Annotated in this window: 28 protein-coding genes; 10 read left to right on the top strand and 18 right to left on the bottom strand. The window is 66.6% G+C overall.

All coding sequences use genetic code 11. The features are described from left to right. Position 1: 1 nt before the first annotated feature. Together GRI99_RS13585 and GRI99_RS13580 are read right to left on the bottom strand one after the other, a co-directional pair. On the bottom strand, positions 2-796 hold the full coding sequence (locus GRI99_RS13585) for a hypothetical protein (RefSeq protein WP_160772578.1): 795 nt from the start codon (positions 794-796) through the stop codon (positions 2-4). Beyond that, positions 793-1167: a DUF6152 family protein gene (locus GRI99_RS13580; protein ID WP_160772577.1), complete on the bottom strand. Its 375-nt coding sequence runs from the start codon at positions 1165-1167 to the stop codon at positions 793-795. The genes GRI99_RS13585 and GRI99_RS13580 overlap by 4 nt, the downstream gene beginning before the upstream one ends. 136 nt (positions 1168-1303) lie before the next feature. Between GRI99_RS13580 and GRI99_RS13575 the strand changes: the two genes are divergently transcribed. Beyond that, positions 1304-3445: a transglycosylase domain-containing protein gene (locus GRI99_RS13575; RefSeq protein ID WP_160772576.1), complete on the top strand. Its 2142-nt coding sequence runs from the start codon at positions 1304-1306 to the stop codon at positions 3443-3445. 69 nt (positions 3446-3514) lie between these two features. Here GRI99_RS13575 and GRI99_RS13570 read toward each other — a convergent pair whose 3' ends face one another. The 4 genes from GRI99_RS13570 to fmt all read right to left on the bottom strand — a co-directional run bounded on the left by GRI99_RS13570 (position 3515) and on the right by fmt (position 6747). After that, positions 3515-3817, bottom strand: coding sequence for a UrcA family protein (locus GRI99_RS13570; RefSeq protein WP_160772575.1), 303 nt, complete (start codon positions 3815-3817; stop codon positions 3515-3517). A 175-nt stretch (positions 3818-3992) separates the two neighbouring features. Next, entirely contained in the window at positions 3993-5099 is a 1107-nt protein-coding gene (locus GRI99_RS13565; protein ID WP_160772574.1) for a zinc-binding dehydrogenase, read from the bottom strand. Next, positions 5099-5848, bottom strand: a complete 750-nt coding sequence (gene truA, locus GRI99_RS13560; protein WP_160772573.1) for a tRNA pseudouridine(38-40) synthase TruA — start codon at positions 5846-5848, stop codon at positions 5099-5101. Before truA ends, GRI99_RS13565 begins: the two co-directional genes overlap by 1 nt. Next, on the bottom strand, positions 5845-6747 hold the full coding sequence (fmt, locus tag GRI99_RS13555) for a methionyl-tRNA formyltransferase (protein ID WP_160772572.1): 903 nt from the start codon (positions 6745-6747) through the stop codon (positions 5845-5847). The genes truA and fmt overlap by 4 nt, the downstream gene beginning before the upstream one ends. 43 nt (positions 6748-6790) lie before the next feature. Here fmt and recR point away from each other — a divergent pair, with 43 nt between their 5' ends. Continuing rightward, complete coding sequence (recR, locus tag GRI99_RS13550; RefSeq protein ID WP_160772571.1) at positions 6791-7387, top strand: recombination mediator RecR; 597 nt, start codon at positions 6791-6793, stop codon at positions 7385-7387. A gap of 34 nt (positions 7388-7421) precedes the next feature. Then, positions 7422-7988, top strand: a complete 567-nt coding sequence (gene def, locus GRI99_RS13545; protein ID WP_160772570.1) for a peptide deformylase — start codon at positions 7422-7424, stop codon at positions 7986-7988. A 16-nt stretch (positions 7989-8004) separates the two neighbouring features. Here the strand turns inward: def and GRI99_RS18515 are convergent, their stop codons facing one another. The 4 genes from GRI99_RS18515 to GRI99_RS13530 form a co-directional block, all read right to left on the bottom strand. Beyond that, positions 8005-8301 carry a hypothetical protein gene (locus GRI99_RS18515; RefSeq protein WP_202393096.1) on the bottom strand — a complete coding sequence of 99 codons (297 nt, stop codon included), beginning with the start codon at positions 8299-8301 and terminating at the stop codon, positions 8005-8007. Between the two features lie 59 nt (positions 8302-8360). Then, positions 8361-8573: a cold-shock protein gene (locus GRI99_RS13540; RefSeq protein WP_160772569.1), complete on the bottom strand. Its 213-nt coding sequence runs from the start codon at positions 8571-8573 to the stop codon at positions 8361-8363. A 413-nt stretch (positions 8574-8986) separates the two neighbouring features. Next, the gene (locus GRI99_RS13535; protein ID WP_160772568.1) at positions 8987-9391 is read right to left on the bottom strand and encodes a four-helix bundle copper-binding protein; all 405 of its coding nucleotides are present in this window, start codon (positions 9389-9391) and stop codon (positions 8987-8989) included. 135 nt (positions 9392-9526) lie between these two features. Next, positions 9527-11191 (bottom strand): formate--tetrahydrofolate ligase, encoded by a 1665-nt coding sequence (locus GRI99_RS13530; RefSeq protein WP_160772567.1) that lies wholly within the window; start codon positions 11189-11191, stop codon positions 9527-9529. 242 nt (positions 11192-11433) lie between these two features. On the opposite strand from GRI99_RS13530, the gene GRI99_RS13525 reads away from it, so the two are divergent. Then, positions 11434-12846, top strand: a complete 1413-nt coding sequence (locus GRI99_RS13525; RefSeq protein WP_160772566.1) for a DNA recombination protein RmuC — start codon at positions 11434-11436, stop codon at positions 12844-12846. Next, positions 12843-13577 carry a hypothetical protein gene (locus tag GRI99_RS13520; protein WP_160772565.1) on the top strand — a complete coding sequence of 245 codons (735 nt, stop codon included), beginning with the start codon at positions 12843-12845 and terminating at the stop codon, positions 13575-13577. The genes GRI99_RS13525 and GRI99_RS13520 overlap by 4 nt, the downstream gene beginning before the upstream one ends. Here the strand turns inward: GRI99_RS13520 and GRI99_RS13515 are convergent. The 7 genes from GRI99_RS13515 to GRI99_RS13485 form a co-directional block, all read right to left on the bottom strand. Next, positions 13574-14374 (bottom strand): TrmH family RNA methyltransferase, encoded by an 801-nt coding sequence (locus GRI99_RS13515; protein ID WP_160772564.1) that lies wholly within the window; start codon positions 14372-14374, stop codon positions 13574-13576. The two genes, GRI99_RS13520 and GRI99_RS13515, sit on opposite strands and share 4 nt — an antisense overlap. A gap of 53 nt (positions 14375-14427) precedes the next feature. After that, entirely contained in the window at positions 14428-14703 is a 276-nt protein-coding gene (locus GRI99_RS13510; RefSeq protein WP_160772563.1) for an HPr family phosphocarrier protein, read from the bottom strand. Between the two features lie 53 nt (positions 14704-14756). Continuing rightward, positions 14757-15161 (bottom strand): PTS sugar transporter subunit IIA, encoded by a 405-nt coding sequence (locus GRI99_RS13505; RefSeq protein WP_160772562.1) that lies wholly within the window; start codon positions 15159-15161, stop codon positions 14757-14759. Positions 15162-15236: 75 nt separating this feature from the next. Beyond that, entirely contained in the window at positions 15237-16157 is a 921-nt protein-coding gene (gene rapZ, locus GRI99_RS13500; RefSeq protein WP_160772561.1) for an RNase adapter RapZ, read from the bottom strand. 42 nt (positions 16158-16199) lie between these two features. Continuing rightward, positions 16200-16643 carry an HPr kinase/phosphorylase gene (locus tag GRI99_RS13495; RefSeq protein WP_160772560.1) on the bottom strand — a complete coding sequence of 148 codons (444 nt, stop codon included), beginning with the start codon at positions 16641-16643 and terminating at the stop codon, positions 16200-16202. 10 nt (positions 16644-16653) lie between these two features. Then, positions 16654-18210 (bottom strand): HAMP domain-containing sensor histidine kinase, encoded by a 1557-nt coding sequence (locus GRI99_RS13490; RefSeq protein WP_160772559.1) that lies wholly within the window; start codon positions 18208-18210, stop codon positions 16654-16656. Continuing rightward, complete coding sequence (locus tag GRI99_RS13485) at positions 18203-18961, bottom strand: response regulator transcription factor (RefSeq protein ID WP_160772558.1); 759 nt, start codon at positions 18959-18961, stop codon at positions 18203-18205. Before GRI99_RS13485 ends, GRI99_RS13490 begins: the two co-directional genes overlap by 8 nt. A gap of 249 nt (positions 18962-19210) precedes the next feature. On the opposite strand from GRI99_RS13485, the gene GRI99_RS13480 reads away from it, so the two are divergent. The 5 genes from GRI99_RS13480 to GRI99_RS13460 all read left to right on the top strand — a co-directional run bounded on the left by GRI99_RS13480 (position 19211) and on the right by GRI99_RS13460 (position 22521). Further along, the gene (locus GRI99_RS13480) at positions 19211-20824 is read left to right on the top strand and encodes a phosphoenolpyruvate carboxykinase (RefSeq protein ID WP_160772557.1); all 1614 of its coding nucleotides are present in this window, start codon (positions 19211-19213) and stop codon (positions 20822-20824) included. Positions 20825-20883: 59 nt separating this feature from the next. Further along, the gene (locus tag GRI99_RS13475; protein ID WP_160772556.1) at positions 20884-21333 is read left to right on the top strand and encodes a hypothetical protein; all 450 of its coding nucleotides are present in this window, start codon (positions 20884-20886) and stop codon (positions 21331-21333) included. A 67-nt stretch (positions 21334-21400) separates the two neighbouring features. Beyond that, a complete protein-coding gene (locus GRI99_RS13470) occupies positions 21401-21724 on the top strand; it encodes a hypothetical protein (RefSeq protein ID WP_160772555.1) in 324 nt (107 codons plus the stop codon). A gap of 86 nt (positions 21725-21810) precedes the next feature. Further along, on the top strand, positions 21811-22125 hold the full coding sequence (locus GRI99_RS13465; protein ID WP_160772554.1) for a hypothetical protein: 315 nt from the start codon (positions 21811-21813) through the stop codon (positions 22123-22125). Positions 22126-22245: 120 nt separating this feature from the next. Further along, positions 22246-22521: a hypothetical protein gene (locus GRI99_RS13460; protein WP_160772553.1), complete on the top strand. Its 276-nt coding sequence runs from the start codon at positions 22246-22248 to the stop codon at positions 22519-22521. A 17-nt stretch (positions 22522-22538) separates the two neighbouring features. Here the strand turns inward: GRI99_RS13460 and GRI99_RS13455 are convergent, their stop codons facing one another. Continuing rightward, the gene (locus GRI99_RS13455) at positions 22539-22703 is read right to left on the bottom strand and encodes a hypothetical protein (RefSeq protein WP_160772552.1); all 165 of its coding nucleotides are present in this window, start codon (positions 22701-22703) and stop codon (positions 22539-22541) included. Between the last annotated feature and the right edge of the window lie 5 nt (positions 22704-22708).

Below are 22708 nucleotides of genomic sequence, written 5' to 3'. Positions count from 1 at the left end.
GTCACTCCACAGGGGCCAGTTCGATGGTGTTGAGACCGTCCTCGTTGCCGGTGCGGTCATTGTCCCAGGGCAGGATGATCTGCCGGTCAAAGCCGGGATCGCGCACATGGGCGATCGTCACGGTCCAGGGTCCGGTCAGGGTCACGGGATCGGTCACGGTCACTTCGTTGATCAGGCGATCACCGTCCAGGCGGATGCGCTCGACATAGCGTGCTTCTTCCGAGAACGGGGGCGAACCGTGGAAGAAGGCCGAGGGGTCTTCCACCATCACCGTCTCGATCACCAGGGTATCGCCCTCCCAGCGGCCGATGGAGGTGCCATAGGTGGTGGGCCACATGTCCTCTTCGGCAGGCATCGGGCGGCCATCGGTGTAGATGTAGCGTGCCTCGTTGTAGAAATTGATGATGATGGTTTCTTCCGGCGTGATCAGGTAGCGCAGCGGCGTGGCCGAGTTCATCATCATCGGATAGCCCCAGCCGGTGGCCTTGCGCCCGCCGGCCCGGGCGCGCACATCCGCACGGCGTCGCTGGCCCTCCTCATTCCACGGTGCGTTATCACCGCGCAGCGACATGATGTTGACCGAGAAGGAACTGCCGCTGGAGGCCGTGGCCGCCGGGGCCAGCCCGGTGATTGTGGTTCCCGCCTGGTCTTCCGACACCCAGTAGCCGGGCCAGTAGGGCAGGGCGGCAAAGGCCTCGTTCCGGGCGTCAACCTCGTCGTGGTGTTCGGCAAGGGCAGGGGCAGGGACGGCAAAGGCGGCGGCCAGCAGGCCCACGGCAATGGCGGCGCGCATCATTCGCGGTTGGTCCCCACCGGCTGGCCCTGCGCGTTGCGTACATCCAGCACCACGCCGCCGGGCGAACCGTTGCGCAAGGGGTTGTAATCCACCGCCACCTGCATGCCGGGGCGCAGCGTGCGCGGGCGCCAGCCGCGGGCATAGAGATACATCGGCGCGCCCATCTCAAGCGAATATTCCACGTCGCGGTTCCCCTCGCGCACGGTCACCTGGATATAGGCGTGGGGGTTGGTCCACTGGAATTCTCGCACGGTCCCGCTGATGGTGGCGGTGCGGGTGCGATCGAACATGGCAAACGAATGGTGGGCACTGGCCAGGGGCGCCACGCCCAAGGCGCCCAGTACCGCCGCAGCGGCAAGCAATTTTCGCATTATCCTCTCCAAGCCTTCTGGCCCTGTTAAGCTGGAACATGACACGGATGTTTGCGCTCGTCACCAGCCGATTTTGCTTTTAGCAAACGGCAATAGGGGCTGGCCATCGCTGTATTAAGAGGATAACACAGCCGTCATGGACTGGTTGCGGTCGAAGCGGGCTGACAAAGGTGGATACTGGGCTCCGGGCGAGGTCAGCTCGGTGCTGGACGATGCCCCGTGGCACCCGCAATACGCCGGTTCGGGCCAGGCCGGGCCTCCTCCGCCACCGGTCCCTCCGGTCCAGCCGACGTGGGAGGGGGCGGAGCAGCCACCGCTGGCCGAACCGGGCAAGCCGAAGCGCGGCAAGCTGTGGTGGGCGGTGCGCGGAGTTGCGGCCGCGCTGATGGCCTTCTTCCTGCTGGTGGCCTACCTGGCGGTGACCGCGCCGCTGTCCAAGTCGCTCGCCCCCATTGCCGCGCCCGAGATCACGCTGCTGGCCAGCGACGGCACGCCGATTGCCCGCAACGGGGCGGTGGTGGGCCAGCCGGTGAAGGTGGCGGACCTGCCCGAACACGTGATCCAGCCGTTCCTCGCCATCGAGGACCGGCGCTTCTACAGCCACTGGGGCGTGGACCCGCGCGGCATTGCCCGCGCTGCCTGGACCGGGGTGGGCGGCGGTTCCACCATCACCCAGCAACTGGCCAAGTTCACCTTCCTGACCCCCGAGCAGACCCTCACCCGCAAGGCGCGCGAGGCGCTGATCGCCTTCTGGCTGGAAGCGCAGCTGAGCAAGGACGAGATCCTGGAGCGCTATCTCTCCAACGCCTATTTCGGTGATAACCAGTACGGCCTGCGCGCGGCATCGCTGCACTATTTCTACCGCCAGCCGGAGAACCTGCGGCCCGAACAGGCGGCCATGCTGGCCGGCCTGTTGCAGGCGCCAAGCCGCCTGGCCCCCACGCGCAACCCCGAGGCAGCGGCAGAGCGGATGCGGCTGGTCAAGAACGCGATGGTCGCGGCCGGCTTCCTGACGCAAGCGCAGGCCGATGCCATGCCGGTGCCCGCGCTGGACGTGCGCCGGCTGGGGGATGACCTGCCCACCGGCACCTATTTTGCGGACTGGGCGCTGCCGCAGGCCCGCGCGCGGGGTGAGGTCAGCTATGCCAGCCAGACGCTGACCACCACGCTCGATTCGCGGTTGCAGGCCCTGGCCCGCCGCGCCACCGCCCAGGCCCCGCGCGGCAGCCAGGTGGCGCTGGTGGCCATGCGCCCCAATGGCGAGGTGGTGGCGATGATCGGCGGCACCGACTATGCCGACAGCCCCTTCAACCGCGCCACGCAGGCCCGGCGGCAGGTGGGTTCCACCTTCAAGCTGTTCGTCTACCTGGCGGCGCTGCGGGCGGGGTATGAGCCGGGCGACATCATCGACAATTCGGAAATCACCCAGGGCTCCTATCGCCCGCGCAACGCCAACGGCACCTACAGCACCTCGATCACGCTGGAGGATGCCTTCGCGCAAAGCAGCAACGTGGCCGCCGTGCGCCTGATGCAGGAGGTGGGCGATGATGCCGTGATTGCCACCGCGCGCGACCTGGGCGTCACCTCGCCGCTGGCTGCGGGCGATCCCTCGCTGGCGCTGGGCACGGGCACGATGACGCTGCTGGAACTGACGGCAGCCTATGCCGGGGTGGCGGGCAATTCCTTCCCCGTGCAGCCACATGCCTTCGTGCAGGAGGAGCAGGGCTGGTGGGACTGGCTGTGGAACGGGCCGGACAGTCTATCGGGCACTGAGCACGAGGACATGGAAACGATGCTGCGCCGCGCGATCAATCGCGGCACGGGGCGCGCGGCCATGTTGCAGGGGCCCAACTTCGGCAAGACCGGCACCACGCAGGACAACCGCGATGCGCTGTTCGTGGGCTATGCCGGCAGCGGTGAGAACCGGCTGGTGGTGGGCGTGTGGATCGGCAACGATGACAACAGCCCGCTGAACGGCGTCTCCGGCGGCACTACCCCGGCGCGCATCTGGCGCGATTTCATGGCCGGGGCGCTGGGCGAAACCCGCCGCCCGGCACCGCGCCCCAGTGCCTCGGCCGATCCCGGCGGGCCGGTGCAGCCGCAGGACGTGGACGGGCTGGACGACATTCCGCTGACCGAGGACGGCGCCACCCGCCTGTCGGTGGACAGCAGCGGGGCGACGATCAGCACCAATGTGGAAGGCGTGGGGCTGGATATCCGGCTGGACGAGGGCGGGGTGCGTGTCTCCCCCACGGCGCAACCACCGCCCGAACCCTAACGGGCCACAGGCAGCAAAAAGGGGCTCCGGACAGGCCGTCCGTAGCCCCCTTTCGTTACGGGCGGCCGATCAGCGCGAGGCGGACATGCCGGTATAGGTCGCGGCCAGGCGGGCGCGGCGTTGCAGCACGCTCATCGCCCGGGTCTTCAGCGTGGTCATGCAGGCAGCCCGCTCGGTGATGCGGGCGGCATCGGTGCAGGCGGCAGCCACTGCGGCATCGATCCGCTGTTCGACCACGGCGACATCGGCGGGATTGGTGAGGTTGAGGCCGGCGTGGCTCACCTCGACGCGAAAATCGTCCGCCATGGCGGGCGGCGTGGCGGCGATGGCGGTGAGCATGGCAACAACGGCGGCGGAGAGGAACTTCTTCATGACGGTAGTATCCTTGTCCTGAATGGTGTCGTTTCCGCCTTCCTGGATCTTCCCCTGTGTGTTCTGAGCCAGAGCGTGTCTGGCCATGCCATGCTGCCGCAGGTGGCGCGATTTGCCCAATGCGATGATTGCAAGACCGGTTGCGCCCCGCGCAACAGCGGTCATCACCCGGCCGTCACATGGTCACGAGATATTTTTCGCCCGTTGCCATGCGCGCATAGTCCGTCATCGCTGCCTTCGTCAGCATCCCGTCCAGGCTGACCTTGTGCTTGTAGTTGCTGGCGAAGGTGGTGGTGAGGCCGGCGCGCACCCGCGTCCGCATCCGGCCGATCACTTCCGGCCCGGCGGCTTCCAGGAACGGGGTGAGCAGCCAGCCGCCCACGCTCCAGCCGAAGCCGTAACTGGGCGTCAGGATGGTCGGCCCGGTGTCGAGCCGGCCATAGATGTACATCACCTTCGGGTGGCTGGAGCCATAGCGGTTGAACGTGGTGAGGCGGCTGGCCGCCACCCGTTCCATTGCCCGCAGGCAGGTGTCGGTGGTGGTTCCGCCGCCGATCGGGTCAAAGCCTATGAAGGCATCGGTGGCGGCAATGGCAGCGGCTAGCGCGGCCTCGAAATCGGGCTGGGAACTGTCGACCACGTACTCGGCGCCCAGCTTGCGCAGCAGTTCGGCCTGTTCGGGCTTGCGGACGATGTTGACCAGGCCCAGCCCGTCTTCCTTGCAGATCCGCACCAGCATCTGCCCCAGGTTGCTGGCGGCGGCGGCGTGGACCAGCGCCTTGTGCCCGCCCATCCGCGCGGTCTCGGCAAAGCCCAGCGCGGTCATCGGGTTGACGAAGCTGGAGGCACCTTCCTCTGCCGTATGATCGCCCAGCGGCAGGCACATGGCGGCATCGCACAGGGCATATTCGCCATAGGCATGGCCGGGCACGCAGGCGACCCGCTGGCCCATCAGGGCGCGGGCCATGTCGGTTTCGCCGGTCGCAATCACCGTGCCGGCCCCTTCGTTACCCACCGGCAGGCTTTGCCCCATGCGCGCCTTCTGCGCCGCGGCGGCCTGCGGGTGCAGGCGGGCGACCACCTTGCCGGGGGTGTATTCGGCATTGGCAAGGTCCGCCCCGGCGGTCAGCAGGAACAGGTCGCTGGGGTTGATCGGCGCGGCTTCCATCCGCACCAGCACCATGTTGCCGGTGGGCTGGGGAAAGTCCTGCGTCACCAGTTCCAGCGTCAGCACGCCGTCGTCCGCAAGGGTGCTGCGCAATTGCCGGCCAGTGGTGGTCATCATTCGTCTCCCGGATAGACCGCCCGCACGAAGTAGAGCCCGTCGGGCGGGGCATTGAGGCCCAGCGCGGCGCGGTCCTTTGCGGCCAGCGCTGCGGCCACATCATCTTCGGCCCATTGGCCCAGGCCCACAAGCGCCAAGGTGCCCACCATGGAGCGGACCTGGTGGTGCAGGAAGCTGCGCGCGGCGGTCCGGACGATTACCTGTTCACCCGCGCGGCTGACGGTCAGCGAATCGAGCGTCTTTACCGGGCTCTGCGCCTGGCAGTGGACGGAGCGGAAGGTGGTGAAATCGTGCAACCCCACCAGCGCCTGCGCGGCGCGGTGCATGGCTTCGGCATCCAGCGGGCGGGTGACAGCCCACGCCTTGCCCTTGTCCAGCGTCAGTGGCGCGCGGCGGTTGACGATGCGGTATTCGTAGGCGCGGCCGATGCAGGAAAAGCGGGCGTGCCAGTCGTCCGCCACCACCCGGCAATCGAGCACGGCCACGGGATCAGGTTTCAGGTGATGGTTCAATGCCTCCATCAGGCGGAAGGCGTCGAACGGCTTGTCCACCTCGATATGCGCCACCATGCCCAGCGCGTGAACCCCGCTGTCGGTGCGCCCGGCGGCGTGCATCCGCACCTCCTCGCCGGTCACGCGGAAGGCGGCTTCCTCCACCGCCTGCTGCACGCTGGGGCCGTGATCCTGCCGCTGCAGGCCCATGAAGGGGCCGCCGTCGAACTCCAGGGTGAGGGCGAAGCGGGTCAATTCAGGCGCGTTCCGGCAGGGATGGGCAGGCCGCGCAGCATGTCCGCCGTGGGCATGGCGGGGCGGCCGGCGCGCTGGACCTGGGTGGGGCGGATGGCGCCGCTGCCGCAGGCGATGGTGAGGGCATCGTCCCGCGTCATGCCGGGATCACCGCCGCCTTCAAGGACTTCGGCTGCCAGCACCCGGAACCGCTCGCCGTTCAGTTCGAACCAGGCGGCGGGATGGAAGGCGCGGATCTGCCGTTCAACCTGCGCGGCACTCTGGCTGAAATCCAGCCGCGTCTCGGCCTTGTCGATCTTGTGGGCATAGGTCACGCCCTCGGTCGGCTGCTCGACGGCGTGATGGGCAGGAAGGTCCGCCAGCACCTGCACCATCAGCGCTGCGCCCATGTCGGCCAGCTCGGCAGTCAATTCGCCCGCAGTCTTGCCGTCAATCGCCGTGCGCCCTTCCAGCCGCACGGGGCCGGTATCGAGGCCCGCCGCCATCTGCATGATGCCAACGCCGGTCTCCGCGTCCCCCGCAAGGATCGCCCGTTGCACCGGGGCGGCTCCGCGCCAGCGGGGCAGCAGCGAACCGTGGATGTTGAGGCAGCCGTGCTTCGGCGCATCGAGCACCGCCTGGGGCAGGATCAGGCCATAGGCCGCCACCACCGCCACATCGGCCCCCAGTGCGGCAAATGCCGCCTGCTCCTCCGCGCCCTTCAGGCTGACGGGGTGGCGCACGGGAATGTCCAGCTCCTCCGCCGCCTTGTGAACGGGCGTGGGCGTCAGTTCCTTGCCTCGCCGCCCGCCGGGGCGGGGGGGCTGGGTATAGGCGCAGATCACCTGGTGCCCCGCCGCCACCAGCGCCCGCAGCGCGGGCACTGCGAAATCGGGGGTTCCCATGAAGATGATGCGCATTGACAGCTTCCGGTTTGCTTCGCTTCGCCCTATCCGTCGGGCAATGGCATCGCAAGAGATCGAGACCCTGGCATCCGCCCTGGCCAAGCTGCCCGGCCTTGGCCCGCGTTCGGCGCGGCGGGCCGTACTGTGGCTGGTGAAGCGGCGCGAGACTGCGCTGGTGCAGCTCCTCGCCGCGCTCACCGAAGTGCGCGAGCGGCTGGCCGAATGCGATGTATGCGGCAATGTCGACACGCAGAACCCCTGCGCCATCTGCGCCGATCCCCGCCGTGACCAGCGCGCGTTGTGCGTGGTGGAGGACGTGGCCGACCTGTGGGCGCTGGACCGGGCCAGGCTGTTTACCGGCCGCTATCACGTGCTGGGCGGCAAGCTGTCCGCGCTGGATGGGGTGCGGCCGGAAGACCTCAGCATCGACCGGCTGATCGAGCGGGTGGCGGCCGGGGGGATCGACGAGGTGGTGCTGGCGATGAACGCCACGCTGGAAGGGCAGACCACCGCCCACTACATCGCCGAAAAGCTGGAAAGTTTCCCGGTGCGGATCACCCAGCTTGCCCACGGCCTGCCCGTGGGGGGCGAGCTGGACTATCTGGACGAAGGCACCTTGGCGCAGGCGCTGCGGGCGCGGCGGCCGGTGGGTTGAGGAAACCGATCCCCGCGCCTATATGGCCGAGATTATGGCCATCCTCCCCATCATCGAAGCGCCCGATCCGCGCCTGAAGACCGTGTCCAAGCCGGTCGATACCTTTGACGACCAGTTGAAGATCCTCGTCCACGACATGTTCGAGACGATGTACGATGCCCACGGCATCGGCCTCGCCGCGATCCAGGTGGGCATTCCGCTGCGGTTGCTGGTGATCGACCTGCAACCCGAGGACGAGGATGCCGAGCCGGAGCCGTGCGACCACGATGGCCACCACCATCATCACCAGCCGACGAAGAAGGAACCACGGATCTTCGTGAACCCGGAGATCCTCGACCCGTCGGCCGAGCTGAAGACCTACCAGGAAGGGTGCCTGTCGGTGCCCGATATCTATGCCGATGTGGACCGCCCGGCCATGTGCCGCGTGCGCTGGCAGGACCTGGACGGCAACGTGCACGAAGAGCAGATGGACGGCATGATGGCCGTGTGCATCCAGCACGAGATGGACCACCTGAACGGGGTGCTGTTCATCGACCATCTCAGCCGCCTCAAGCGCTCGATGGCGCTCAAGAAGCTGGAAAAGGCGCGCAAGGCGGCCTGAGCCGCCGCGTCGACCGTCAGTTTTCCGGGTGGTTCCCGGCTGCCTGCTGCAGCAGCTCGGCATCGAGCAGAGCGTCTTCGCGCGCTTCGTCGGCGATGCGTTCGGCGTCCCGCCGTTCGTTTTCCTGCCGCTCGCTCTTGGCGATCTCTGCCTTGGCGCGTTCGGCCTGCACCCGCAGGGCCTGGTCGGCCAGGGTGCGCCAGGTCTTTTCCGACCGCAGGCAGCGCTCGCGTACCATGTCCAGCTTGGCGGCGGCGGCTTCGGTCGCGCTTTCCTGGGCGCGGGCGTCATAGAAGGCGAATGTCTGGTTCATGCGGACCCTTTCCGGTCGCATGCGCCCCCTCTCCGTGGGGAGAGGGGGAACACGGTAAATCAGTCTGCCGGCTGCAGGTTCACGGCCGAAGCCTTGCCGTTGCGGCCCTGCTCGATCTCGTAGCTGATGCGCTGGTCGCGATCGAGCGTGGCGAGACCGGCGGCCTGCACGGCGGTGATGTGCACGAAGCTGTCGGCCGATCCGTCATCGGGCTGGATGAAGCCATAGCCCTTTTCGGCGTTGAAGAATTTTACGGTGCCGTTGATGGCCATGATGGGTTCCTTTCAAGAACGAGTGTCCTCGCGCGGCGGAAGTGCCGCGCGCGGTCGTGCGTCAAATCGTCAAGTGAAAGGAAGTCGCCGTCTGGTCGAAGCCGCGATGCCGAAGCGCCGGGCAAAGTCAAATGCCGAAGTCCGTCGCAGTTTTCGACGTCAGCGGAACAGCGTGTAGCACGCTTTCCCGCAAATGCATAATCGCGAATGCCTGCGGTGCCGCCCGCCGCTCATTCCTGCGGATAGGCGCCATCGGCCAAGGGGCAGCCGGTAGGGCATGGTTGCCACCATCGCTTCGACCTGGTCGCGCACCCCTGTATCAGCAACTGCTTGCGATCCCTTCCAGACTGGCCGGTCTGGTAGCGCGCAAAGCGGAAGTTTGGGTAATATTCTGCTGCGGGAACCTGTCGGGCTTACACCGATGCGGCCTGGTTCATGCCTTCCAGCGCCGTGGCGCAATCCTCCATGCACTCGCGGCACATCCGGGCACAGCGGCGGCAATGGTCGTGATCGTGCTTTTCACATTCCTCGGCGCACAGGCGGCACACCAGCACGCAGGTTTCCAGCAGCGACTTGATGGTCGGCACGTCGCCCCCGGTGCGGCGGGCGGCCACCCAGCTCAGCGCCTGGCAGATATCCGAACAGTCCAGGCACATGCGGATGCACTGGGCCATGTCCATTTCCTCGGCGAGGCAGGCATCGGCGCAGGAATTGCAGATGGCCGAGCAGTACATGGCGTGTTTCACCGCCTGGGCCAGGTCGGGGTTGAAATCGGCACCCACATCGGGGTGCTCGCGGATCATTTCGATAATGGACATGGGATCGGCCTCCTTGTGATCGATTGACCGACGGGAGGCGGGACTGTTCCCGCAAACGGGACGACGGGTGCAAAAAGGCCGCCCCGTTGCGGGGGCGGCCTCTTGCTTTCGGTCCGGAACAGCCGGTTGCCCGGATCAGAACAGGCCTTCGATCTGGCCGTTCTCGTCGAGGTAGATATTCTCGGCGCTGGGCACCTTGGGCAGGCCCGGCATGGTCATGATCTCGCCCGCGATGGCCACCACGAAGCCGGCACCGGCGGAGAGGCGCACTTCGCGGATCGCCACGTCGTGATCCACCGGCGCACCCAGCGCCGTGGGATCGGTGCTGAAGCTGTACTGCGTCTTGGCCATGCACACCGGGAAGTGGCCATAGCCCATGTCTTCCCACGCCTTCAGCTGGCTGCGGACGGACGAGGGGATGGTCACCGAACCGGCGCGATAGATCTCGGTCGCGATGGTGGTGATCTTGTCGGCCAGCTTCATCTCCGAGGGATAGAGCTGGTTGAAGTCCGGCGCGCCGGCATCGGCCTTGGCGGCAACGATGCGGGCCAGTTCCTCGGCCCCGGCGCCGCCTTCGGCCCAGTGCTTGCAGATCACGGCTTCGGCGCCGTACTCCTTGGCCATCTCCACGATCACGTCCAGCTCGGCCTGGGTATCCAGGTAGAAGTGGTTGATGGCGATGGTGGGGGTGATGCCGAACTTCTTCACGTTCTCGATGTGGCGGCGCAGGTTCACCGAACCGGCGCGGACCGCATCCACGTTCTCGCCCTTGGTCAGGTCACCCTTGGCCACGCCGCCGTTCATCTTCAGCGCGCGCACGGTGGCCACCAGCACCACGGCATCGGGCTTCAGGCCCGCCAGGCGGCACTTGATGTCCATGAACTTCTCGGCGCCCAGGTCGGCACCGAAGCCGGCTTCGGTCACCACGTATTCGGCCATGCGCAGCGCGGTCTTGGTGGCGATCACCGAGTTACAGCCGTGGGCGATGTTGGCGAAGGGGCCGCCGTGCAGGAACGCCGGGCGGTTTTCCAGCGTCTGCACCAGGTTGGGCAGGATCGCGTCCTTGAGCAGGACGGTCATTGAGCTGTCAGCCTTCACGTCACGGCAGAACACCGGGGTCTTGTCGCGGCGATAGCCGATGATGATGTCGCCCAGGCGCTTCTGCAGGTCTTCCAGGTCCGAAGCCAGGCACAGGATGGCCATGATTTCCGAAGCCACGGTGATGTCGAAGCCGGTCTCGCGCGGGTAGCCGTTGGACACGCCGCCCAGCGGGCCGACGATCGAGCGCAGCGCGCGGTCGTTCATGTCCAGCACGCGGCGCCAGGTCACGCGGCGCAGGTCGATCTCCAGCGCGTTGCCCCAGTAGATGTGGTTGTCGATCATGGCCGACAGCAGGTTGTGGGCCGAAGTGATGGCGTGGAAGTCACCCGTGAAGTGCAGGTTGATCTCGTCCATCGGCATCACCTGGCTCTTGCCGCCACCGGCGCCGCCGCCCTTGACGCCGAAGCAGGGGCCCAGGCTCGGCTCGCGCAGGCACAGGAGCGCCTTCTTGCCGATGCGGTGGAGCGCGTCGGACAGGCCGACCGAGGTGGTGGTCTTGCCTTCGCCCGCCGGGGTGGGGTTGATCGCGGTGACCAGGATCAGCTTGCCGTTGTGCGTGGTGGGCAGGGTGGCGGTATCCACCTTGGCCTTGTACTTGCCATAGGGGATCAGCGCCTCGTCCGGCACGCCGGCGTTCTTGGCCACTTCGGTGATCGGGATCAGGGTGGCCTGGCGGGCAATTTCGATATCGGTGGGCATCGGCAAGGATCCTCTTCCTGATAGGACGGGACACCCGGGATGGGCACCGCCCAGTTTCATAGCTGCGAAATTTTCGCGAATCTGAATTTGTAAGCACCCCATACAATTTTGCAGGCGCGTTTCTCAAGGGGAGATTTGTCAACCGGTGCGCTCATTCGTGGTGGAGATGATTTCGGGTTGGGTTGTGCAGTAGAGCGGTCTCGGGTAAGTTCCGTGTTTGTTCCGATATTGCCGAGAGAATCATGGATCTGTTGATCGCCGCCGTGCTTGCCGTTGTCGCGCTTCTGCTTGGCGCGGGTCTGGGCTGGTTTCTCGGCACCCGGCCGCTGGCCGAGGCGAAGGCGCGCGCGGCGGAGCAGGAGGATCGGGTCAAGGCGATGGTGGTGGACCTTGCCACGATGAGCGAGCGGGCCGCGCGGGCTGACGGGCTGGCGGTGGAACTCGATGCCGCCCGGCGCGAGCGGGAAGGGCTGGGGGCGGAACTGGCCACGCTGAAGGCTAACGCCGCGCATTTCGAGGAGCAGAAGCGCCTGCTGGTGACCGCGCGCGAGGAACTGCTGAAGGAATTCCAGAACACCGGCCATGCCGTGCTGAACAAGGCGCAGGAGGCCTTCCTTGCGCGGGCGGAGGAGCGGCTGGGCCATTCCGAGAAGGCCAGCGAGGAGAAACTCAAGGCCTTGCTGGCCCCGGTGGGGGAACGGCTCAAGACCTACGAGGAGCAGGTGCAGAGCCTTGAGGCCAAGCGGGTCGATGCCTTCGGCCAGCTTGCCGGCGTGATCGAGGAGATGCGCAAGGGCCAGGAAGAGGTGAAGCGCGAGGCGCAGCGGCTGGGCAATTCGCTGACCAACGCCCCCAAGGCGCGCGGCCGCTGGGGGGAACGGGCGCTGCAGAATGTGCTGGAACAGTGCGGCCTGTCGCAGCACACCGATTTCGACCTCGAGCATTCGCTGGAAACCGAGGGCGGGCGGCTGCGGCCCGATGCGATCGTCCACGTGCCGGGGCAGAAGAAGCTGGTGATCGACGCCAAGGTATCGCTCAACGCCTACCAGGCCGCGTTCGAGGCGGACAATGATGATGACCGCCAGCGCCACCTGGCGCTCCACGCCAAGTCGATGCGCAACCATGTGCAGACGCTGGGGGCCAAGAGCTACCAGAGCCAGTTCGAGGAAGCGCCTGATTACGTGGTGATGTTCGTCCCCGGCGAACACTTCGTCGCCGCCGCGCTGGAGGCCGATCCGGAGCTGTGGGACTTCGCCTTCCGCAACGGCGTGTTGCTGGCCACGCCGACCAACCTCGTGGCCATCGCCCGTACCGTGGCGCAAGTCTGGCGGCAGGACAAGATGGCGGGCGAGGCCAAGGAAATCGGCCGCATGGGCGCCGAACTGTACGACCGGCTGCGGGTAGCCGCCGAACACCTCAAGCGCGTGGGAGGCGGGCTGGAATCGGCCGTGGCCAATTACAACCGCTTCGTCGGCAGCTTTGAGCGGAACGTCCTGTCCAGCGGCCGCCGCATGGCGGAAAAGGGCCTGGAGATCGCCAAGGAAATGGACGAGGTGCCGTTGGTCGAGGCGAGCCCGACCTATGGCGCGACGGATGTGGTGGAACCTTCGGTGCGGTTGCTTGAAGATGGCGCGCAGGACGAGGCGGCGGAATGAACCGCTGCGGTCTGGTCCTTCTCTTCAGCTTCTTGTTGGCAGGGTGCAACGAGACGCAGGAATTGACCGTGCCGGTTGAGCCGCGCGCGAGTGAATCAAGCGCGACGATCTCCACTGCCTCGGCCCCGCAAGGCCCGTTTGCCCCGCGCGACGATTGCGCTGCTGATCCCGCAGCCGCAGCATTCACCGCTGAATTGAAACAAGTGGTCGCGGCGCGCGATGCCGATCGGCTGCTGGCGCTGACGGACCCGCAGGTCATGCTCGATTTTGGCGGCGGAGCTGGACAGGCGGAACTCCGCCAGCGCCTTGGTTCGTCTGAATATAACCTGTGGGATGGACTCGACCGCATCATGCCGCTCGGCTGCGCCATCGACCGATGGGGCAATCTGGTGCTGCCGTGGCATTTCGCGCAGGAGACCCGACTCGATCCTTTTGAGTCCTTCATTGTGATCGGGACCGATGTGCCCGTTCGGTCCCGGCCCGCCAGCGATGCGCCGATCGTTGCGCGGGTTTCTTGGGATGAGGTTGAGATGGCATATGGCGATGACCCGACGCCAAGCGATGCCTCCGGCAATCATTGGACTGAAATCTGGTTGCAGGAGGTGGAAGGCCGGGACCGGGTGGGCGGGTTTATACGGACGGACCAGTTGCGCAGTCCTATCGATTACCGCCTGCTCGCAGACAAAAAGTCCGGCGCTTACCTTATTAGCGTGTTCGTCGCTGGCGACTAACTGTCTACCTTATCCAGCACCTCATAAGCCAGCACCGCCGCCGCCACCGCCGCGTTGAGGCTGTCCGCACGCCCCTTCATCGGCATGGTCACGCGCAGGTCGCAGGCGGCCTCGTAGTCCTCCGGCAGACCGCGCGATTCGTTGCCGACCAGCACGAAGCAGGGCGCGGCATAGGGTGCGCCGCGATAGGGGACGGCGTCGCGCAAGCTTGCGGCCACCAGTTGTCCCGCACCGCTGCGAAGCCACGGCAGGAACTCGCCCCAGCTGGCCTGCGCCACTTTCTGCGTGAAGACAGCGCCCATGCTGGCGCGCACGGCTTCGACGCTGAACGGATCGGCGCAATCGTCGATCAGGATCAGGCCGCCGGCGCCCACGGCATCGCCGGTGCGCAGCATGGTGCCAAGGTTGCCCGGATCGCGCAGGGCCTGGGCAACCAGCCAGATGTTGGCCGCCGAGCGGTCGATCCCCGCCAGCGAAGTGTCGAACTCGGCAAACACCCCGGCCACCCCTTGCGGGTTGTCCTTGCCGGTGATCTTGCTGAGGATCTCCTCGCTGGTCTCGATCACCTCGCCGCCGGTGCGCTCAACCGCCGCTTCCAGCTTGGCCAGCAGGGGGTGCGGATCGCGCTGCTCGCCCATCACCAGCACCTGCGGCACGTGCCCGCAGGCGAGCGCATCGGTCAGCAGCCGCAGTCCTTCGGCCATGAACTGCCCGGCGGCCTTGCGGTGCTTCTTCTCGCGCAGGGAGCGCAGGTGCTTGACCGTGGGGTTGGAAAATCCGGTGATCTGGCGGCGCATGGCGGCTCCTCTAGCGCAAGGTCAGCACAATAGCCACGCGCCGGACGCGAAGCTCAATCCTCGCCAAACCCGCCCTCGACCATGGCGACCAGTTCGGCCAGCCGGTCCTCGGCGGTGTCGCCGCTGACCACGATGTCCACGCTGTCACCCTTGGCCGCGCCCAGCATCATCAGGCCCAGGATTGATGCGCCGCCGGCCTCGTGCCCGTCCTTGTGTACGCGCACCTTCACATCGTCCATTTGCGCCACGGCGGCCACGAAGCGGGCGCTGGCGCGGGCGTGCAGGCCGCGCTTGTTGACGATTTCCACGGTCTGGCGTGCTTCTGCCATCGGTTCCCCCTCCCCAGGGCGGTGTGGCCGGCCTTTGCGCCGGTCCAAGTCTCTTATGCGTCCTGGCCGAGGAATTCCGAAGCCAGGGTGATATAGGTGCGGCCGGCATCGCGCGCGGCGGCGGCGGCGCGGGGCAGGTCCATATCCTTGCGCGCGCCGGCCAGGCGGATCAGCATCGGCAGGTTGATGCCGGCGATCACTTCGGTCCGGCCGCGTTCCAGCAGGCTTATGGCCAGGTTCGACGGGGTGCCGCCGAAAAGGTCGGTCAGGATGATCGCCCCGGTACCACTGTCCACCGTGTCAATGGCGGTGGCGATTTCCTCGCGCCGCAGCTCCATGTCGTCATTGGGGCCGATGCACACGGTGGCCACCTGGGCCTGCGCGCCGACCACGTGTTCCATGGCGTGGACGAATTCCTCGGCCAGGCGGCCATGGGTTACCAGAATCATGCCGATCATCGGGAAAAGCAACTCGCAGCGAGGGGGCGAACCAGTGACGTTTCAAAAACCGTGTTTGTCATCAATGGGTTGCCATCAATGGTTGGGCGAACCTTCGACCAGCCCGGCCGCGCGGGAGCCTAGGTTGCGGTGCAGCACAGTGGGCGAAAACCCGCCTTCGCGCAAGGCCTGCGCCATGCGTTCCGCCGTATAGACCGACCGGTGGCGGCCACCGGTGCAGCCAAAGGCAATGTTGACATAGGTTTTTCCCTGGCGGGCATATTCGGGCAGCAGTTCCAGCAGCAGGTCGCGCATCTTGGCGAAGGCGGAAACGAACAGCGGGTTTCCGGCGATGTGGCGGGCCACCGGCTCGTCCAGCCCGGTCAGCTCGGCCAGGCCCGGGGCCCAGTGGGGGTTGTCGAGGAAGCGCATGTCGAACACCAGGTCGGTCGCGGGCGGCATGCCGCGGGCAAAGCCGAAGCTGGAGACGGTCACGGTCATCTCCTGCGGGGCGGACTGGCTGAACTGGCTGCGGATCGTCTGCTTCAGGTCATTGGTGGTGAAATCGGTGGTGTCGATCAGCACCTCGGCCCAGCGGCGCAAGGGCGCCAGCAATTCGCGCTCGGCCTTGATGCCTGACGGAACCGGCATGTCCTGCGCCAGGTAATGCCGCCGCCGCGTCTCGTCGAAGCGGCGGGCCAGTTCGTGCCCGGCGCAGTCGAGGAACAGGGTGGTGATCTCCAGATCAGGCCGTTCGGACAGCACCTTCACCCGTTCGATGATGTCGGCCGGCACGAAACCGCGCGTGCGGCAATCGAAGCCGATGGCCAGCGGATGGCCGGTGGCGCCTTTGCCGGCCGCGCCGCCGATCAACCGGTCGAGCAGGCGGATGGGGAAGTTGTCGATCGATTCCCAGCCCAGATCCTCCAGCTCGCGCAGCGCGGTGCTCTTGCCTGCGCCCAGCATGCCGGTGACCAGCAGCACACGCTGGCGGGGGGGAGGGGATTCGTCGGTCATGACGCGGCAGGCATGCGCTGGCGGCGGCGAAAAGGGAAGAGGCTAGGAACCTTGGTCCGTATCGTGGCGCGGCAGCGCGTGGAGGCGCACGGCCCATTCGGCACGCAAGGGCAGGGCGGGCGTAGCGGGATAGAGCGCCAGCAGCGGCAGCTCCACGCCTGCCAGGGTCACCTGCGCTGCCTGCTCCACGAAGCGCGGGGCGGCAGCATCGAGCCGCAGCACCAGCCCCACCTGCCCCTCGGTACAGGGCAGCCGCGCCAGCCCAACGTTGCGGATCTCGATCAGGCCGGCGGTGTGCGGTGGGGGGCTGGCCCACAGGTGGCCGCCGCGCCGTTCCAGCGCCACCCCGTCATCCCCCACCAGCAGCGCGCCACGGTCGATCAGGGCGAGGGCGAGGGCACTCTTGCCGCTGCCCGGCTCACCCTCGATCAGCACCACGCGCCCGTCCACCAGCACCCCGGTCGCCTGGTGCAGCAGCGGCGTCATGCCACCCCCCTCACTCGACACCGGGCAAGTCCAGCACGAGGCAGGCACCCGGTGCGCCGTCGCTCCGGTCCGCCACGTAGAGCGATCCGCCATGCGCCTCGGCAATGGTGCGGGCGATGGCCAGGCCCAAGCCGGAGTGGTGGCCGAAGCCTTCGGCATCCGGCCGGTCGGAATGGAACCGGCGGAACACGTCCTCGCGCTTGTCGGGTGCGATGCCCGGGCCGTGGTCGCTGACAGTGGTGACCACCCGTTCCCCCTGCCGTTCCACCCGCACCTCCACCGCGCCCCCTTCGGGCGAGAACGAGATGGCATTGTCGAGCAGGTTGCTGATGATCCGTTCCAGCCGCAGGGCCACGCCCATCACCACGGTGCGGTGGCCGTTCACGGCAAGCTCGATCCGCCGCCCGAGGTTGAGCCCGCGCTCCTCGCGCGCGGCGATCAGGTGGCCGACCATGCGGCCCAGGTCCACCGCCTCGAACTTGGCGCGGCTGATCTCGGCATCGATGCGGCTGGCTTCGGAAATGTCGGACACCAGCCGGTCGATCCGCTGCACATCGTGCGCGGCCACCTCGATCAACTGCCCGCGCAGGGCCTCGTCCTTCACCTTGGGCAGGCTTTCGATGGCGCTGCGCAGGGACGCGAGCGGGTTCTTGATCTCGTGCGCCACGTCGGCGGCAAAGCTCTCCACCGCGTCGATCCGGTGCCTGAGGGTGCCGGTCATGTCGGAAACGGCGCGGGCCAGCACGCCGATCTCGTCGCCCCGCTCGCTCATGCGCGGAACTTCCACCTCGCGCTCGCGCCCGGTGCGCACGGCCACGGCGGCGCGCACCAGCCGGCGCAGCGGCTGGATGATGGTGTTGGCGAGGTAGAGCGACAGGACGATCGAGACCATCAGCGCAATGCCGATGGCGCTGAGCAGTTGCGAGCGGGCGTTGCGCACCGACTGGGTGATGTCCACCGCATTGCGGGTGGTCAGCAGGGTATAGCCCTGCACGCCCACGGGCGCGGCGGTGTTGATCACCGGGGTGCCATCGGGCGCGCTGAGCAGCTCGATCTGGGTATAGCCCAGTTCGCGTGCGCGGACCACTTCGGGCCAGGCATCGGCGCGGGTGCTTTGCGGTTCCAGGTAGGGGGCGGGCGAGGGCGCGCCGACCAGCACGTTCACCGCGCTGTCGGTCCAGCGGGCGAAGTCTTCCAGGAAGGGTTCGGCCACTGGATCGTCGAACACGAAGCTGGGCGGGGCCAGGGCGAAGCTGTCGGCATCCAGCTCGCCCGCCGGGTTGTACATCCGCAGGCGCAGGTGCTGTTCCTTGCCGATCTGGATCATCAGCGCTTCCTGCCGCGCGCGGGTGGCGCCGGACAGTGCTTCGGCGGCGATCTGCGCCTCGATCCGCGCTAGGTTGAAGCGCTCCTGCAGCAGTTGCCGGCGATAGGAATCGAGGAAGAACAGTCCGCCTGCCAGCAGCAGCAGCGGGATCAGGTTGACCGCCAGCGTGCGCGCGGTGAGCGACCCGCCCAGCGGCCGCGCCATCCGCTCCAGCCGGCCGGGACTGATCGTGTCAGCCATCGGAGAACGAGTAGCCCGCCCCGTAGAGCGTCTCGATCGCGCCGAAATCGTTGTCCACCGCGCGGAACTTGCGGCGCAGGCGCTTGATGTGGCTGTCCACCGTGCGATCGTCCACGAAGATGTCGTCCGGATAGGCGGCATCCATCAGCTGGTTGCGGCTCTTGATCACGCCGGGCCGGGCGGCGAGCGCTTCCAGGATCAGGAATTCCGTCACCGTCAGGCTTACCGGCTTGCCGCCCCAGGTCACCTGGTGGCGCGCCGGGTCCATCCGTAGCCGTCCGCGCTCGATCACCATGCTGTCGCTGGTGGCGGCCTCGGGGGCTTCCCCGCCGCTGTCTTGCACTGGCCCCGCGCGGCGCAGGATGGCGCGGATGCGGGCCAGCAGCAGGCGCTGGCTGAAGGGCTTGGAGATATAGTCGTCGGCCCCCATGGCCAGGCCCACTTCCTCGTCGGCCTCCTCGTCCTTGCTGGTCAGGAAGATCACCGGCAGGCTGCTGGTCTCACGCAAGCGGCGGAGCAGCTCCAGCCCGTCCATGCGCGGCATCTTGATGTCGAACACAGCCAGGTCCGGCGGGTTTGAGCGCAGCGCCGCCAGCGCCGCCTCGCCATCGGAATATACGCGCGTGGCATAGCCTTCCGATTGCAGGGCGATGGACAGGGTGGTCAGGATGTTGCGGTCATCATCCACCAGCGCGATGGTGCGCTGGGCATCGAAGTCCGGTCCGGAATCCAGCACCAGGTCGCTGCTCATCGTCTCACGCTCCACAAAATGCTGCACCACCCTTCGGAGCAATTGAGTAGTGCCGGGGCGGGGCGGAAACAATGTCTTGCACGGCAAAATCGATGCTGTCGATCATCGTAATACGGAATTTCGGCCTCTGCCCGTCGCGGGGCAAATTGACGAGCGGGGTTGCTGCAACTAAGGGCCATCCCCAAGCCGTGTGGGAGCGCGGTTCCTTTTAGAGCTTGGTTTTCACAATTTGCTGCGGGGAGATCGTCTGTGTCGACGACGCTTGGTGTTACGCTTGCCAGCCAGGGCATCGCTACCGATGCCACCATTCATGCCAACCTGGGCACTTCGGCACTGGTCGAACACGCCCTCAAGAAGGGCGAGGGCAAGCTGACCAAGCACGGTGCCCTGCTGGTGGATACCGGCAAGTTCACCGGCCGCAGCGTGAAGGACAAGTACATCGTCCGCGATGCCACCACCGAAGACACGATCAACTGGGGCACCATCAACCAGCCGATGGCCGGGGAGCACTGGGCCAACCTGAAGGCCGATTTTCTGGCCCACGTGAAGGACCAGCCGGAACTCTACGTGGCTGACCTGTTCGGCGGCAGCCAGCCGGAATACCGCGTGAACGTGCGCGTGATCACCCAGATGGCCTGGCACAACCTGTTCATCCGCACCCTGCTGGTGCGCCCCACGGCGGAGGAACTGGCCGGTTTCGCGCCCGAATACACCATCATCAACCTGCCCAGCTTCAAGGCGAACCCCGAGCGCCACGGCTGCCGCAGCGACACCGTGATTGCGGTCAACTTCACCGAAAAGCTGATCCTGATTGGCAACACCGAATATTCGGGCGAAATGAAGAAGGGCGTGTTCGGCCTGCTCAACTTCCTGCTGCCCGCACAGGGCGTGATGCCGATGCACTGCAGCGCCAACATTGGCGCTGACGGCAAGAGCGCGATCTTCTTCGGCCTGTCGGGTACCGGTAAGACCACGTTGTCCGCCGATGCCAGCCGCACGCTGATCGGCGATGACGAGCATGGCTGGTCGGACCAGGCCGTGTTCAACTTCGAAGGCGGCTGCTACGCCAAGATGATCAACCTCTCGGCCGAGGGTGAGCCCGAGATCTACGCCACCACGCAGATGTTCGGCACGATCCTCGAGAACGTGGCGATGGACGAAGACACGCGCGAGCTTGACTTCGACGACAAGAGCAAGACCGAGAACACCCGCGGCGCCTATCCGATCGAGTTCATCCCGAACACCAGCGAGAAGAACCTCGGTCCGGCACCCAGCAACGTGATCATGCTGACCGCCGATGCCTTCGGCGTGCTGCCCCCGATCGCGCGCCTCACGCCGGACCAGGCGATGTACTACTTCCTCAGCGGCTACACCGCCAAGGTTGCCGGTACCGAGATTGGCGTGACCGAGCCGGAAGCCACCTTCTCCACCTGCTTCGGTGCTGCCTTCATGCCGCGCCACCCCAGCGTCTATGGCAACCTGCTGAAGGAACGGATCGCCAAGGGCGGGGCGCAGTGCTGGCTGTTCAACACCGGCTGGACCGGCGGCAAGTACGGCGTGGGCAAGCGGATGCCGATCAAGGGCACCCGCACCCTGCTGAACGCGGTGCTCGATGGCTCGCTGGACAGCGTGGAATTCCGCAAGGACGAGAACTTCGGCTTTGAAGTTCCGGTCTATGTGCCCGCGCTGGAAGCGGCCGGGGTGGACATGAAGATCCTCGATCCGCGCAGCACCTGGGCCGATGGCGAGGAATACGACCAGACTGCGCAGAAGCTGGTGCAGCTGTTCGTCGACAACTTCCAGCAATTCAACGCCTACGTGGACGAAGGGGTGCGCCAGGCCGCGCCCGCTTCCGCCGCCTGACCTGGTCCGGAAGGGAAACTCCCGGGCCGCCACCAAGACGACCCGGGAATTCCCCTCCGATGACCGACCACCCGATCCGCCTTTTTGCCAGCGATGAAGCCGTGCGCCACGTGACGCGCGGATTGCTCGACCGCAGCCTGCCACGGCCCGAGTGGACGCATGAGGCGCACTTGGCCGCCTGCACCTGCCTGCTGCTCGAATATCCCGACTTCGTGCCCCTGCGCGACCTGCCCGGCACCATCGCCGGCTACAACGTGGCCGTGGGCGGGGTGAACGACGAGACGCAGGGCTATCACGAGACGATAACCCGGTTCTACGTGCTGGCCGTGGCGGCGCATCTTGAGGCCGATATCGCAGGCAGCCTGGTCGGGCGCGTCAACCGCCTGCTGGCCAGCGAGCGCGGGCGGCGCGACTATCCCTTGCGGTTCTGGTCGCGTGACCGGCTGTTTTCCCGCGCGGCGCGGCGTGGCTGGGTGGAACCGGACCTGCGCCCGCTGGCCGAATGCTGACTTGCAACTGCGTCCCGGTAGGCGGAAGATGCCTGCGAGGATCCAGAAGGACGAGGAGTCGCATGCGATGAGTATTTTCGACAGCCTGCTGCAAAGCATCGCCGGTTCGCCGGATGACGTGGTCAACCTGGCCGAGAAGGTGGGCATCTCCCCCAGGATGGCGGAAGCCGCCATCGCCGCGCTGGGTCGCGGGCACCAGATGCAGGGCGATACCGTGGAGCACGCCGCCGCGGCGACCGGACTGGACCCGGCGGTGCTGAACCAGATCGTGGGCCACATCGGCGGTGAGGGTTCGCTCACCCAGTTCGCCTCGATCCTCGATCGCGACGGCGATGGCAATCCTCTGGATGACCTGACGGATATGGCCAAAGGCTTGTTCGGCAAGGGCTAATTCCGGCGACAAAGCGGCGCGGGCGCACATTTCTGCCAAAGTGCTGCCGCATTCCGGGAACCGATCAGGGTGCGGTTCGTCTCACCGTGGAGTTCGTCAAACTCGTCACGGAGACCAAAACCATGAAGACTTTCCGCATCCTGGGCGCTTCCGCCCTCTTCGCCTCGGCCATGGCCCTCGCAGCTTGCGACAGCGCGCAGGAAAACGCTGTCGAAGATTCGGCTGAAGCCATCGACGAAGCTGCCGAAATGCAGGCTGACTCGATCGAGGACGCAACCGACGGCACCGGGATGGAAGAAGCCGGCGAAGCCCAGGCCGATGCCATCGAAGCCGAAGGCGAAGCCACCAAGGACGCCATGGAAGACGCGGCCGACGAAATGGACAACAACCTGCCGCAGTAAGCGGCGGCTTGCCCTGAAAAGTGTTCCCCCCTTCAGGAACAGACGAGCGGCGTCGGGACTCTGGTCCCGGCGCCGTTTCGCTAAATTTTGCCTGAGTCAGCATCATTGGGAGAGAAGACCATGACCCTTGCCCGCCTTGCCGCCACCGCCATCCTCGCCGTCCCCGCGCTTGCCCTGGCCGCCTGCGACAGTGCTGCCGAGAACCAGACGGAGGACGTCGCCGAAGCGATCGACGAAAGCTACGAAGCCGAAGCCGACATGGTCGAGGCGGTTGAAGAGGGCGGCCCGAACGAGGAAGTGGCCGAGCAGCAGGCCGACGTGATCCGCGCCGAGGGTGAGCAGATCAAGGACGACCTCGAAGATGCCGCAGACGAACTGGACGCAACCCCGCAGTAGGAATGTGGTGGGCCGCCTCAGCCGCCCATGACCAATGCCAGCATGGTGCCAAACAGGCCCAGGCCGAACACTGCTGCCGCGCCCCCGCGCTGCAGCAGGCGTTTGGTCGGGTTGCGGTGATGGGGGATCATCGCCAGTCCAACGCCGCCGGCCAGGGCGGCAGTGGCAGAAAGATAGAGCATGGTGG

This window comes from Alteraurantiacibacter buctensis, assembly GCF_009827655.1.
GTDB lineage: Bacteria > Pseudomonadota > Alphaproteobacteria > Sphingomonadales > Sphingomonadaceae > Alteraurantiacibacter > Alteraurantiacibacter buctensis.
Note: the sequence above shows the minus strand (reverse complement) of the source record. Positions and strands in the feature narration are given on the sequence as shown.

Coding starts and splice junctions, on each gene's coding strand:
- GRI99_RS13585 (WP_160772578.1), bottom strand. CDS start 796: ATGATGCGCGCCGCCATTGCCGTGGGCCTGCTGGCCGCCGCCTTTGCC.
- GRI99_RS13580 (WP_160772577.1), bottom strand. CDS start 1,167: ATGCGAAAATTGCTTGCCGCTGCGGCGGTACTGGGCGCCTTGGGCGTG.
- GRI99_RS13575 (WP_160772576.1), top strand. CDS start 1,304: ATGGACTGGTTGCGGTCGAAGCGGGCTGACAAAGGTGGATACTGGGCT.
- GRI99_RS13570 (WP_160772575.1), bottom strand. CDS start 3,817: ATGAAGAAGTTCCTCTCCGCCGCCGTTGTTGCCATGCTCACCGCCATC.
- GRI99_RS13565 (WP_160772574.1), bottom strand. CDS start 5,099: ATGACCACCACTGGCCGGCAATTGCGCAGCACCCTTGCGGACGACGGC.
- fmt (WP_160772572.1), bottom strand. CDS start 6,747: ATGCGCATCATCTTCATGGGAACCCCCGATTTCGCAGTGCCCGCGCTG.
- recR (WP_160772571.1), top strand. CDS start 6,791: ATGGCATCGCAAGAGATCGAGACCCTGGCATCCGCCCTGGCCAAGCTG.
- def (WP_160772570.1), top strand. CDS start 7,422: ATGGCCATCCTCCCCATCATCGAAGCGCCCGATCCGCGCCTGAAGACC.
- GRI99_RS18515 (WP_202393096.1), bottom strand. CDS start 8,301: ATGAACCAGACATTCGCCTTCTATGACGCCCGCGCCCAGGAAAGCGCG.
- GRI99_RS13540 (WP_160772569.1), bottom strand. CDS start 8,573: ATGGCCATCAACGGCACCGTAAAATTCTTCAACGCCGAAAAGGGCTAT.
- GRI99_RS13535 (WP_160772568.1), bottom strand. CDS start 9,391: ATGTCCATTATCGAAATGATCCGCGAGCACCCCGATGTGGGTGCCGAT.
- GRI99_RS13530 (WP_160772567.1), bottom strand. CDS start 11,191: ATGCCCACCGATATCGAAATTGCCCGCCAGGCCACCCTGATCCCGATC.
- GRI99_RS13525 (WP_160772566.1), top strand. CDS start 11,434: ATGGATCTGTTGATCGCCGCCGTGCTTGCCGTTGTCGCGCTTCTGCTT.
- GRI99_RS13520 (WP_160772565.1), top strand. CDS start 12,843: ATGAACCGCTGCGGTCTGGTCCTTCTCTTCAGCTTCTTGTTGGCAGGG.
- GRI99_RS13515 (WP_160772564.1), bottom strand. CDS start 14,374: ATGCGCCGCCAGATCACCGGATTTTCCAACCCCACGGTCAAGCACCTG.
- GRI99_RS13510 (WP_160772563.1), bottom strand. CDS start 14,703: ATGGCAGAAGCACGCCAGACCGTGGAAATCGTCAACAAGCGCGGCCTG.
- GRI99_RS13505 (WP_160772562.1), bottom strand. CDS start 15,161: ATGATCGGCATGATTCTGGTAACCCATGGCCGCCTGGCCGAGGAATTC.
- rapZ (WP_160772561.1), bottom strand. CDS start 16,157: ATGACCGACGAATCCCCTCCCCCCCGCCAGCGTGTGCTGCTGGTCACC.
- GRI99_RS13495 (WP_160772560.1), bottom strand. CDS start 16,643: ATGACGCCGCTGCTGCACCAGGCGACCGGGGTGCTGGTGGACGGGCGC.
- GRI99_RS13490 (WP_160772559.1), bottom strand. CDS start 18,210: ATGGCTGACACGATCAGTCCCGGCCGGCTGGAGCGGATGGCGCGGCCG.
- GRI99_RS13485 (WP_160772558.1), bottom strand. CDS start 18,961: ATGAGCAGCGACCTGGTGCTGGATTCCGGACCGGACTTCGATGCCCAG.
- GRI99_RS13475 (WP_160772556.1), top strand. CDS start 20,884: ATGACCGACCACCCGATCCGCCTTTTTGCCAGCGATGAAGCCGTGCGC.
- GRI99_RS13470 (WP_160772555.1), top strand. CDS start 21,401: ATGAGTATTTTCGACAGCCTGCTGCAAAGCATCGCCGGTTCGCCGGAT.
- GRI99_RS13460 (WP_160772553.1), top strand. CDS start 22,246: ATGACCCTTGCCCGCCTTGCCGCCACCGCCATCCTCGCCGTCCCCGCG.
- GRI99_RS13455 (WP_160772552.1), bottom strand. CDS start 22,703: ATGCTCTATCTTTCTGCCACTGCCGCCCTGGCCGGCGGCGTTGGACTG.